General features: G+C 56.2%; 11 protein-coding genes. 3 read left to right on the top strand and 8 right to left on the bottom strand.

All coding sequences use genetic code 11. The features are described from left to right. Nucleotides 1-1,094 precede the first annotated feature (1,094 nt). The gene (locus CTP10_RS32930) at nt 1,095-1,544 is read right to left on the bottom strand and encodes a hypothetical protein (RefSeq protein WP_147316333.1); all 450 of its coding nucleotides are present in this window, start codon (nt 1,542-1,544) and stop codon (nt 1,095-1,097) included. A 718-nt stretch (nt 1,545-2,262) separates the two neighbouring features. Next, nucleotides 2,263-3,315 (bottom strand): GNAT family N-acetyltransferase, encoded by a 1,053-nt coding sequence (locus tag CTP10_RS32925; protein ID WP_116323650.1) that lies wholly within the window; start codon nt 3,313-3,315, stop codon nt 2,263-2,265. Nucleotides 3,316-4,414: 1,099 nt separating this feature from the next. Here CTP10_RS32925 and CTP10_RS41180 point away from each other — a divergent pair. Continuing rightward, nucleotides 4,415-4,570: a double zinc ribbon domain-containing protein gene (locus tag CTP10_RS41180; protein ID WP_334223339.1), complete on the top strand. Its 156-nt coding sequence runs from the start codon at nt 4,415-4,417 to the stop codon at nt 4,568-4,570. Between the two features lie 477 nt (nt 4,571-5,047). Here CTP10_RS41180 and flgB read toward each other — a convergent pair whose 3' ends face one another. Beyond that, nucleotides 5,048-5,470 (bottom strand): flagellar basal body rod protein FlgB, encoded by a 423-nt coding sequence (flgB, locus tag CTP10_RS32920; RefSeq protein ID WP_116323652.1) that lies wholly within the window; start codon nt 5,468-5,470, stop codon nt 5,048-5,050. A gap of 283 nt (nt 5,471-5,753) precedes the next feature. Between flgB and CTP10_RS32915 the strand changes: the two genes are divergently transcribed. Continuing rightward, complete coding sequence (locus tag CTP10_RS32915) at nt 5,754-6,818, top strand: porin (protein ID WP_116323653.1); 1,065 nt, start codon at nt 5,754-5,756, stop codon at nt 6,816-6,818. 191 nt (nt 6,819-7,009) lie between these two features. Continuing rightward, nucleotides 7,010-7,300: a hypothetical protein gene (locus CTP10_RS32910; protein ID WP_116323654.1), complete on the top strand. Its 291-nt coding sequence runs from the start codon at nt 7,010-7,012 to the stop codon at nt 7,298-7,300. A 179-nt stretch (nt 7,301-7,479) separates the two neighbouring features. On the opposite strand, the gene CTP10_RS32905 is transcribed toward CTP10_RS32910, so the two are convergent. The 5 genes from CTP10_RS32905 to CTP10_RS32885 form a co-directional block, all read right to left on the bottom strand. Beyond that, nucleotides 7,480-8,526: a bifunctional UDP-4-keto-pentose/UDP-xylose synthase gene (locus CTP10_RS32905; RefSeq protein ID WP_116323655.1), complete on the bottom strand. Its 1,047-nt coding sequence runs from the start codon at nt 8,524-8,526 to the stop codon at nt 7,480-7,482. A 198-nt stretch (nt 8,527-8,724) separates the two neighbouring features. After that, nucleotides 8,725-9,117, bottom strand: a complete 393-nt coding sequence (locus tag CTP10_RS32900; protein ID WP_116323656.1) for a CzcE family metal-binding protein — start codon at nt 9,115-9,117, stop codon at nt 8,725-8,727. A gap of 117 nt (nt 9,118-9,234) precedes the next feature. Next, nucleotides 9,235-10,608, bottom strand: a complete 1,374-nt coding sequence (locus CTP10_RS32895; protein WP_271816184.1) for a heavy metal sensor histidine kinase — start codon at nt 10,606-10,608, stop codon at nt 9,235-9,237. Between the two features lie 21 nt (nt 10,609-10,629). Then, nucleotides 10,630-11,307, bottom strand: a complete 678-nt coding sequence (locus CTP10_RS32890; protein WP_116323658.1) for a heavy metal response regulator transcription factor — start codon at nt 11,305-11,307, stop codon at nt 10,630-10,632. A gap of 1 nt (nt 11,308) precedes the next feature. Beyond that, nucleotides 11,309-12,259 (bottom strand): cation diffusion facilitator family transporter, encoded by a 951-nt coding sequence (locus tag CTP10_RS32885; RefSeq protein WP_116323659.1) that lies wholly within the window; start codon nt 12,257-12,259, stop codon nt 11,309-11,311. Nucleotides 12,260-12,286: the final 27 nt, after the last annotated feature.

The following is a 12,286-nucleotide window of genomic DNA, read 5'->3' as shown; positions in this document are numbered from 1 at the left end:
GCAAGCCATGCTCTAGACGGACATTGCGAGTCTGTAATCACGTTGTAATCCTTGTTCCATCCAACGCACGTATCGTTGAATTGCGTGTTTCTCATGCTCTCGACAATGTTCCTCTCATGAATAACGTCGCCATCTACTCAGCCGCCTTTACTTGCCTCATGTCAACGCCTGCGATGGGGATCCGGTTGAGCAACGAGATTCACGATGCAGATAGCGTTGCAGTTCTCGGGGCGACGTGCGATGCCACTGTATCGCACGAGTACCTCCTTGCCTTAGCCGCGAACCCGCGCCATCGCCTCATCAAGCATCCTCCTAAGCAAAAATCTTCAACAAGCGCCAGCGAGCCGTCCTCAATCGACGCTTCCTCACCAGCCCCCTCCCCCAAGAAGCCCGCCAACTAGCGAGACGCGACTAACCCCTAGGGCCTAGGGGCGCATGTCCTGGATAGAGCTTCATGTTTGCCGTGTTAAACACGGCCACCGGAGGAGTACTAGGCAAGACTGCGGCGCGCCACATCAGCGATCAGTTCGTGGCGTTTCTGTCCGATATCGTGGCCCATCTGCCCGATGGGCCAGGAAATCCATGTGATCTGTGACAACGTGAGCAGCCACAACACACCGCGCATCCAGGAATTGTCGCTGGCACATCGCCATGTGCACATGCACTTCACGCCCCCTATTCGTCGTGGCTAAACCAGGTGGAGAATTGATTCTCCCGTACCCAGCGTGACGTAATTAGTTGCGGCCTTCCGTGAAGGGCCTGAACTGGAAACTCATGCGCTGTTTCCAACAGCACAACCAGAATTCAATACTCATCAAGCGGAAGTACCCGACCGATCTCGGCGAACTTGCCCGGTGCCATCCAATTGAAGCAGTGTCCTGGCCCCAAGCACACTGGCGCCTTGCGGCGTTAGTGCTCTTCATACGTGCAGATCTTTGCCTGCAGATCGATCGTCAAAAAAAGAAAAAAAAGCGGGCAGTAAACTCCTGCCCGTGCCCGACAGTGCCCCTTGGTTTCCGGATTACCGCTGGCAATGCCTATACCAATGTGCAGTAGTTCCGGCCCGGTACAGGCAACAACTTAAGGATATTCCGCTACAAGTTGCCGTGCGGGGGGCAATAACGCTCTATGGTAAATCCGATCCATCCTTTCACGTGATACTCATCATCCCAACCATGCGCATAGGCTCTGACATAGCTGTCTCTATCGGATGAGTCGAACGACTCTGCGTTGGTTGCGAAATCAAGCGCGGGGTTGCACAAAAGGAGATCGTGCAAGTGTTTGACCGTCACTCTCGCGCGCCAAGCGATTTCAATCTGCGCAATGCCTACACCAACATACTGTACGCCCGTGATTTCGATAGGTTTGTCTGCGATGAGGTCATCTTCGAGAAGTGCACGGGTAGTATCAGGTAACGAAGGCACATGTATGCCGTCTTCAACGTCAATCTGGAGGTTGTGAATTGAAACGCGTAACGTCAGGAACGCTCCCTTGCATGCGGGAACTGCTGCCCCGCGAGGGATGGCGGATAGCTGATTCATCATTTTCTTCCCAATGCAGTTGCATGACGTCGCAAGCGGCTCGCGGAATGCCTAGCGCGAAGCTGGTATGCGCCTGCGATCTACAGAAAGCCGTGCTGTGAATGCCATCGAACTATTGCGAGTATTGGCCAGCTAACAGGCTCCGGGGGAGAGTATTCGCTTGCTGTTAAGATGCTACGATTGGAGGTCGTATGAGTGGCGCTATTGCTCTATCCGCCCGTAGTACTGTTTCGGACCTCGGCGCGATTTCTACGCGCAGGAGAATATTGAATGACGGCGCCAAGGGCAGGATGCCAAGAGAAGTGGTAGGGTGGTCGTCAAGCATGTGGCGCTCAGAAGCATGCGAGACCCCGAATACGACTTGCCCGCCACCGTCATGGTGATGCAGCACGCTGGCAACGTGCACCAGCAAGTGAGGGCCTGTCATCGCCTCGTCCCGATTTCTTGCGCCCGCGGCCTGCAGTGCCAGCGCGAACATGAGAAGACATGCGACAACGCGCGGCATGCGCAAGATTCTAGATAGCATCGCCGAAGACCTGTAGTCCAAGATCAACCGTTCTGTGACACGCCGCGCGCCCACTTTTCCTTACCATTTCATAACCTACCTGTCACTTTGCATTCGGGTCAAAATTCGTAAATGCCCGCGTTCTCCGGCGCAAATGTCAGTTGCCCTATTGTCTTAATCGACGACTCACTCGGCCGGTCTGAAAACAATTCGATTTCACGAAGTAGTTCTACGTGAACGCAAGAATAGAAAAGTCGCAAGAAGGTGAGAAGGTGTTTTTGTGAGCGTCAGATAGGGCTTCTGTTCCGCTCCAAAGGCACGAAAGAAGCGCTCAACGGGCTCCAGAACGGACCCTTCAAAGTCGAACGACTGGGTCACAGTCGATGCAAAGCGTATGGCGTGCCATAAGCATAGGCTAGTTGCGCCACTGTTTCGCAAAGCCGGATCACCACCTCCCATCAAGTAGTATGCGCTTTGCTCGTCCCAGACAAGATACACGCCAGCATGCGGGCGTCCCTCCGGATCCACTGCAATCAATGTCTTGCCAGCAAGCCGCTGGCGACACGCAACGTCGAGTTGTCGGACATAGTCATCGCTGTATCCCCTACGTAGGCCTTGTCTGGCAAAGACGTGGCGATTCAGTTCAAGGAACACTTCGAGATCGAGATCGTCTCTGACGCACAGTTGGAGCCGGCGCTCCGCTTTCTGGATATCGGTTCTGATGTTCGACTGAAAGCCGTTCCAGATGTCGCCAAGATTGTCTAGGCGCGGTAGTAAATATGTATAGGAGGTGCTTTGGGAGAAGCCTCTCCAGCGGAACGGAAGCCAGTTTGTGTGAAGATATTTCCAGTTCTGCTGAAAATGCGAGAAAAGCGGCAACTGGTCGATCAATTCCGCCATATAGCGCATCTGCCGGGACATGACACTTGAGGGCTTGCCGTCCATCGGAGCGAACCACGGCCCCGCGGTTTGGGTCAGCTTCGGTTGTACGATAACCGGAAAGCCACGAATTCGCCTGTAGGCGTATGGCATGGCGGCGATGATCCTTCCGCCCTCTTCTATAAGGCAAACGTTCCAGTTATCCCGCCCGGCCGTTGCGTCTAGCCACCACGCCTGGCTGAAAATGGGTATGTCATTCCGATGTTCGCAAAGTTGACGATATTTAGTGCGCACCGCCTCCGTAGGGCTCCCAATTGCGGGATCGCAGGGGTTCGTCGACGGCAACGCCTGAACAGATGGGCGCTGATTCGTCTCAATCGAAAGTTTCATCAGATTCTCGCTTCAAGACCTAGAGAAAGGGACCCACCGCCCGTTCGGCACACAACTGAGCTAAGCGTTACCTACCGCACGTCGCGTGACGCACCGCTTCGAGGATGTCCGTTCGGTATGCGCGCAAGTCACGCAAAGTTCGCGTTGCGCATAGAGTAGTTCGAGCATCTGTCTCTGCACCCCCAGCGGGACTAATAGCGCATCGCTCAGCCATCGCATGACCTCAATATGCTGACGAATACGGTATCGCGGCAGGCAGCGATGCCGACGGCAGCTTGAGCGAGACGGGAGTGTTCTTCGGCGACATTCGGCATGGGCAGTCCTTTCAGGTCTTACACGGCCCAGATGGCAATATGCCCGGCTGCGCCCCCCCAATGGACCCCCTTGCTCGGCTACCCGCGCCGGCACAAGCCAGCATATCGGCCTAATTCTAAGGAGATATCCTGACCGGAGCATGACGCGACCATTGCAGGCGCCGCTACATCTCTACCAGTCGCCAGGGGCCGCGGTATATAAGAGGCAAAATCCAACGGCGGATGTCGCAGCTGGCTGCGGAGGCAATGTGCGTCGACATTGCAGTCTTTGCACGCCGAAGCATGTTTTTTCACGAAAAATATCGCAATATACTTGAACGCGCGCCGATGCTTATGCTCCGGCAAGTGAATACCATTGGGCATGCAGGTCGAGTACGCCAGTCTCTTGGGCACCTATGTGGGATGGCGAACGAACCGTATTGGCCAATCACCGGTGCGCTGACATCGAGCGCGTTCGCGAGTTCATGGAGTGGCTCAACTCCTTACTTGAGCGCTGCATAGAACTGGACGAGCTTCGTGATGAGGTCGACCAGTCGCTGACGTACCTCGCCCGCCACTTCGACCGCCAAGTCGTCGATGACCCGGTTGCGAGAGTTGCAGGCGTAGACTGGTCGCCCCAGTTCACGCGTCGGGGGCGGCCACTATGGGAGTAGCAGATCAATATTCTGGAGAAGCCATTTGATCACCATGGAGCCCGCCACGTAAGGCACCACGAAACCAGCCATGGCGCCACCAACTAGGGCAATGGCTATGGCGCCCACTCGCCGCTGGCGAAAAAAGGCTCTATGAACTGCAGTGGCTGCGGTGCAGTAAGCGCCGGCGGCGCCCGCTTCTGTCAGCAACGCGGGATGTCGTTGACCCCTAGTAGCCGCGGCCAATGCAGTACTTCGTTGCCACGCGGCGCGAGATTCTGCGCTGCTTGTGGCAAAGCGGCAAAATAATATGTTGCGAAGCGCAGTCATCCTCAATAGCAAGCGGGCGATGGTCGCGTACCGGGAAAAAGAGCGCGCAGCACGTCTTAGTCAAGCATTGCGAGTCTGTAATCAATTTGCAATCCTTGCGCCATCCAGTGCAAGTATCTTTACACGGCGTCTTTCTCTTGCGATCGACATGTTCTTCTCATGAATAGCGTCGTCGTCTACTCAGCCGCCTTTACTGCGTCATCTCAACGCCTACGATGGGGCTCTGATTGAGCAAGGGGATTCATGACGCGGATAGCGTTGCAGTTCTCGGGGCGGCGTGCGATGCCACTGCATCGCATGAATATCTGCCTTGGCCGCGAATCGGCGCCAGCGCCTCGTCAAGCACCCCCGTAAGCAAGAAACCTCAGCGAGCGCCGGCGAGCCGTCCGCAATGGGCGCTTCCTCGTCAGCGCCCTCCCGCAAAAAAACCCGCCAATTAGCCTGACCCGAATTGCACTAGGGGCGCATATCCTGATAGAGCTTCAGCATGTCCCGGTACTCGTCAGCCGCCTTCTGAATCGAGAACTGCATCCGAACGGCGTTCTCCGCGAAGGCTACGCGCTCAACATCCATTTCGACACTATTCCCATCGATACTCGACTGCATTGGCACACGGTACAGTAAGTTCTCGTTGATCCCCGGCCGGCTTGCCACCATGTGTCGTGGAGAGGTCGTTGTCATGGTAGCGAATTTTTGGCCACTTCTCATCGCCTTCTCCAGTTCTGCGCCGAAGTCAATATCCCGAGACTTGTATCCCGGCGTATCGGCGTTAGCAATGTTTGACGACAGCAGTTCTAGCCGTCGGAACCGAAGTCTCAGCGCCTGCTCATGTATGCTTTCGGCACTCTGCGCATACTTCGGAATGGGAACTACTTCCATCTGACGCCTCCTCACAAGTCATGAAGACCACAGATTAATTTGATTGCATGGATCTGTTTTGCCAAGCAGAGATCAATTTCATGCAGTTTTTCATTACTGATCTGCAATCATCTCAGGGACCCCGCACGCAAACCATCAGCAGCAATTCCCACTATCGACAAAGCCAATACTGTCGTATGTAGGCCACGATTCATGCTGTGTAACGTCCTCGCAATCTGTCAGTCATCTGCCGATTTCTATACTCGGCGCACGGACTTAGTCACTGACTTAGTGAGGAGAAGCAATGAAGATTTGTCGTATAGCCGCCGCGACGCTTGGCATGTTCGCAGGCACGGCGTTCGCTCAATCCAGCGTGACGCTCTACGGTGTCGCAGATGCCGGCATTGAGTATCTCAGCAATGTACCGTCCGCCTCTGGCGGATCGAATCAGGTCCGCATGACGTCCGGCAACATGTCCACCTCCCGCTGGGGTATTCGCGGGGTGGAAGACCTTGGTGGCGGACTACAGGCAGTCTTCGACCTCGAGAGCGGCATCTCCTTCGACACCGGTGCACAGAACAACAGCACCAGACTTTTTGATCGCGCTGCCTTCGTTGGTCTGCGCAGCAAGTATGGAACGCTCACCCTGGGTCGTCAAACAACGCCTTTGTATGATACGGCGATTCAACTGGACCCGATGGCATTCGCTCCTCGCTATTCCCTCTTCAAGAGCGACGACGTCCTCGCAGGCCGTGCCGACAATGCCGTGAAGTATCGCGGATCATTTGGCGGCCTGACCGCATCCGGTCTGTACAGCTTCAGTCGAACTGGAGGCGGCGAGGTTCCGGGCAATTACAAGGTTGACCGCAATCTGGGCGCCTCTCTGATGTATGAATCTGGCGCATTCGCCGTGGGCGCCGTGTATGACCAGTTTGAAGGCACCACGGTCGCGACCGCCAACCAAAGAGACCGCCGTGCCTTGGTTGGCGCAAGCTACGCCATTGGTCCCGCGAAGGCATTCATCGGTTACCGTTGGTACAACGGCAACGTTGGCACGCTGCCGACCAACCGCTCGAATCTGTACTGGGCGGGCCTGCGCTATAGCCTGACGCCAGCGCTGACGCTTGTCGGCGCAGCGTATTACACGGATACGCGCGACTCGAATGCCGATCCGTTCCTGTTCGTAGCGTCAGCAGACTATGCGCTTTCCAAGCGCACAGATGTCTACATGAACGTCGGATATGCATTGAATCGCGGCAACTCCCAGTTGGGAGTGAACGGCTTTAACTCGTCAACGGGCGCACCCAACAACGTTGTTCCTGGTAAGGACCAGACCGGGGCAGTCATTGGCATGCGTCACAGGTTCTGACGCCTGAAGGAATCGACACTCCCTTGTCAACGCAAGAGAGTTTTGGCCTCCGCATGGGGGCCATTTTTTTCAGCATTTCCCGGGACATGACGAAATCGTAATCGATAAGTCATTTGCTCGTGGGTGGTCATTTTTTACACTTGAACCATGGCGAAACAAAGGGTTCGCCAACTCGACTAGGAGAAAAGACCATGAAAGCAATCCCCACTGCCATTATCGCTGCCGCAGCTTCCATTCTGACGATCGGCTCCGTCCACGCGGCGACCGCGTCGCTGAATGTTGCTGCCACATACGACAAGGGTCAAATCCACCGGCCCCGCGATTCCTTCACGGACGGTGCCCGTACTGCAACCAATGACGTGTATGCAGGCGGGGCGCGCATTGACAAGCGCGACGTGTTCACCGATGGCGCACGCATCGGGCCTCGTGATACCTTCACGGACGGCGGACGCATGCCGATGTCGGACACTAACTCACTGTGAGATTCGAGCTTGCCGTGGCGCGCTCTAGCGCCACGGTGGACTCAACAGATCGGGTGGCAGTCACCACCTATGGTGCCCTATCGCCGCTGGTTGGCGTAGTCTTCGAGACCTGCACTAGATGCAGGTCTATTTTTTTGCGAACCTTGAGGCACTCGGCCCTGGATGAGAGCGAGGGACTCTCATTGCGCCACCAGCGTGCGCGCGTCGGTCACGTGCCCGCGATATGCCTCGAAGATGCGGCGCAGTGATGCTTCCATGTCGACCTCAGGCTTCCAGCCCAGGTCTTCGATCGTGTTGTTGATCTTCGGCACGCGGTGCTGCACGTCCTGGTAGCCCTTGCCGTAGAAGTCGCCCGACGAGGTTTCGACGATCTGCGTCTTGCGCGCTTCCACGGCGTATTCCGGATAGTCGGCGGCCATCTTCAGCATCATCTCGGCCAGCTCGCGCACCGAATGGATGTTGGCCGGGTTGCCGATATTGAAGATCTTGCCGCTGGCGATGCCGTTGGGATTTTCGATGATGCGCATCAGCGCGCTGATGCCGTCGGCGATATCGGCAAAGGCACGCTGCTGCGCGCCGCCGTCGACCAGCTTGATCGGCTCACCGCGGACGATATGGCCGAGGAACTGCGTCACCACGCGCGACGAACCTTCCTTTGATTCGAAGATCGAATCCAGCCCGGCGCCGATCCAGTTAAACGGGCGGAACAGCGTGTAGTTCAGCCCTTGCTCCATGCCGTAGGCGTGGATCACGCGGTCCATCAGCTGCTTGGAGCAGGCGTAGATCCAGCGCGGCTTGTTGATCGGGCCATAGACCAGCGGCGACACTTCGGGATCGAATTCTTCATCGCTGCACATGCCGTAGACCTCGGAGGTCGACGGGAACACCAGGTGCTTGCCATACTTGACCGCGGCGCGCACGATCGGCAGGTTGGCCTCGAAGTCCAGCTCGAACACGCGCAGCGGCTGGCGCACGTAAGTGGCCGGCGTAGCGATCGCCACCAGCGGCAGCACCACGTCGCACTTGCGGATGTTGTACTCGATCCACTCCTTGTTGATGGTGATGTCACCTTCGAAGAAGTGCATGCGCGGATGGTCGACGAGGTCGCCCAGGCGGTCCGTGTTCATGTCCATGCCGTAGACCTCCCACGGCGTGGTTTCCAGGATGCGGCGCGTCAGGTGATGGCCGATGAAGCCGTTGACGCCGAGAATTAGGACCTTCTTCATATTGTTATTGCTCCATAGAAATCCGTAGATGGATCACATACTTTTGTTGATGCTGTGCGCAGTGGATGACAGATCTCAGCATCGGTACAACAGCGTTATCAATCCCGAGGCCCCAAGGCCTCGGCGTCGAAAACAAAGTGCCCCGCAACGCGGGGCACTCCTGATAACCTTGAGCACAACTAGTGTCGATCAAGGCGTTCATCCGCCGGTAAACAACTTGCTGCGTTCGATATAGACACGCACACCAGCAGCACCCGGCATGTCTGGCATCAGCATTCCTAGGTCCACATTAGTTCCGGAAATGCTCTCTGTGAACGTCCAAGCCGCCACGTTTTCGCCGGAGCGAAATGCCACCGTTTCGCCAGAGCCCACATTCACGTACCGCATACCTGGTACCACTGCAACTGTGCGGGTCGCATATGATTGCTGCGTGGGCGAACCGAACAGCGCCGCGTGGCGGCTTACGGGGGACGGGCTTCGCATCTCAGCTTGGGCTACCAGTTGTTGCGTGCCCATCCCTACCCCATACGCACTCGAAACACCGCCAAGCGCGACCGCGGCGAATACCATTGCTGTTCCTTTCACGTTCATTGTCTTACTCCTTTCACATGCACAGCTTCCATAGAGCCAGTGTATGAACGTGGGAGAGTCAGCTTCCTTGCTGCGGCGTTACGTTTTGGCAATCTCGATCGTTGAATCCTCTCTTTGTCAACCGAATGTCAGATCGTTTGTTCTGATAGTGGGAAACCATAGTCGGAATCGCGTCGCTCCATTGGGCTCACTTACAACCTCCGCGCGGCCGCCGTGCAGGTCCATGATCGACCGTACAATCGATAGTCCTAGACCCGTTGACTGAGAGGAATTCGATCTCGCCGCGTCTCCCCGATAGAAACGCTCAAAGATGAACGACAAATCCTCCTCGGGAATTGTGTCACCCCAGTTCGCAACTTCTATGAGACAGCCGCCCTCCCCCTTAACAACCGCAACCTTGATGATCGTTTCTGGCCGTGCGTGTCGAACAGCATTCGAGAGAAGATTATGAATTGCGCGTTGAAACAGGATGCTATCCACTTCCAAGGTGGCATCTCCATTCACTTCTATGGCTACGCCGCGCTCTTCGGCAAGCATTTCGAAGTAAGCAGACAGCTTCTTCAGTTCACGATTTAATGAAATCGTTGTCACATCCAAGGTAACTTTGGCACTATCCGCGCGCGCCAAGAAAAGCATTGCATCAATCATTCTTGCCAGTCTCTGGTATTCCAGAAGACTTTCTTCGATCAAAGCGATATATTCCGCCGATGTCCGGTCACGCGACAGCGCCACTTCGGCATGACCAATCAAATTGTTTAACGGCGTACGCAAGTCGTGAGCGAGATCGGCGGAGAATCTTGAGAGCTTGACATAGCCATCTTCGAGTCGTTGGAGCATCGCGTTGAAAGCCCTAGCAATATCTTGCACTTCGGTAGGTTTGAACGGAATTTCGACGCGGTAACTGAGGCGCTCGACGCTGATCCTGTTGATCTGCTTGATCAGTGCGTGAGTTGGCTGTAATTCGCGGCGCGTGATAGCGGCACCGGCCATCGCTGTCAGCACAACGCCAATCGTCGTGCCGAGGAGTAGCGTGGTTCGAAAACGCGCAGCGACCTCTCGCCGGTCTTCACCCGTCGCGCCAATGACCACAGTGACTGGGGTGCCATCCTTGCCAAGCACTGCGTCGGCGGACCGTATCAGTCCCATAAAGGGGTCCCCGCCGTCGCGCCTGGGCTGGCCGAAGTCTCGCGGAGATCCATCTGAGGTGCTGAAGAGCAGCCGGCCGTCCCGCGCGGAGACGCGAACGATCAAATCGGCATAGCCCCTCACCATGTCGTCAAACCTGTGTTGGGCAGCGGGCACGTCCTCGATGCCATCGACCTCCCGCAGGAAGTGCTCGACTTGCTCGAGCTTGCCCCGAATCACCTCATCGTCACGGGACTCGAGCTGCACGGCGAGCGAATAGTAGGCGAAGGCCCCCATACTCGCTAGCGCAACCGAGACCACCAGAGCGAAAAACAGTGCAAGACGCCCCGTCAGGGAAAGGGGCATCACCGAGCTACCTCGCCACATTTACCGCTTGCGATCGGGGTCCAGCACGTAGCCCATGCCGCGCACCGTATGAATAAGCTTCTCATCGAACGGATCATCGACCTTCGCACGCAATCGCCTAATTGCGACATCCACCACGTTGGTATCGGTATCGAAGTTCACATCCCATACTTGCGATGCGATTGTCGTACGCGAGAGGACCTCTCCCCGCCTACGCATCAGCAAATGCAGCAAGGTGAACTCTTGGTTGGTTAGTTCAATCCGATCGGCGCCTCGGTAGACGCGGCGCCCCAACACATCGATTTCCAAGTCTGCGATGCGCAAGCGCTCCGACTCCTTCGCCGTGCTCTGCCGCAGACAACGGCGAATACGAGCTAGCAACTCGGCGAACGCGAAAGGCTTGACTAGGTAGTCGTCCGCGCCCATCTCGAATCCTTTCACACGATCTGCCACGTCATCGAGTGCAGTAAGGAACAGAACCGGTGTATCCCCCTTGGCCCGAATTGCCTTAATCACCGTCCACCCATCCGCGCCCGGCAGCATGACATCGAGAATGATCACATCATAGTTCGTCACTTCGCTCATGTGGATGCCATCGCCACCGGTCGTCGCAATGTCAACCACGAAGCCGGACTCCGTCAGCCCCTTCTGCAAATACTCGGCCGTACGTGCCTCATCTTCCACCACCAGCACCCGCACGCTAGTTATCTCCTTGAAGGTTTGAACTTGTACCGTGGACGCCTCGCCAAAAGGCAACATGCTCCTGCGATGCCGCCTGAGCACATGGCGACAGCTCGAACTGGATAGTCACGTGGTGAATGTCAAAGTCTTCCGCCAACAGGGATCGTATGGCCGGTAACATGTCAACTTCCGGATTGAATGCTGGGTCATTGACGATATGCACGCTCAGACTCGCCTTGCCAGTTGTCAACGCCCAAACGTGCAGATCATGGAAGCCTTTGACTCCCTTGACTTGCATGAGGCTTACCTCCAGGCGTGCCAAATCTATGCCTTCCGGTACACCCTCAAGAAGAATATTGAGACTTGATTTAAGCAGAATCCAGGTCCGTGGCAATACCCACAGCCCGATTAATACGGCGATGGCTGAATCGACCCACCCCCATCCCGTGAATCGGATGATGATGGCACCCACGATGACACCGATCGAACCCAGCAGATCGCTCCACACCTCCAGGTAGGCCCCGCGTATATTCAGGCTCGCTCCCTGCCTTGCGGACAGCATTCGCATGCTGACAACGTTCACAATCAGTCCCAGAATCGCCACCCACAGCATGCCCATCGATTCAATGGACGGCGGTGACTTTAGCCGGACATAGGCCTCATACAAGATGTAGATCGCGACACCAAAAAGCAGCAGTGCATTGAAGGCTGCCGCCAGGATCTCGAATCTGTAGTACCCGAAGGTGCGCTTCTTATCTGCGGGACGTTTGCCAATAGCGATGGCGGCCAAAGCAATCGCCAGTGCCACAACATCGGTGAACATATGCGCCGCATCTGAAATCAGCGCGAGGCTATTGGTCAGCACGCCCCCAACAACCTCGGCAATCAGAAATGTTCCCGTCAAGGCAAGGGCAATCTTCAATGATCGCTCATTGCCACCGGTTTGGTCATGCGAATGTCCTGCACCCATCGTGGCTCCTTAGATGAGTGGGCGGCA

This window comes from Cupriavidus sp. P-10, from assembly GCF_003402535.2.
Lineage (GTDB): Bacteria > Pseudomonadota > Gammaproteobacteria > Burkholderiales > Burkholderiaceae > Cupriavidus.
The sequence above is the reverse complement of the archived record's forward strand: the minus strand, read 5'-3'. Positions and strand labels throughout refer to the sequence as shown.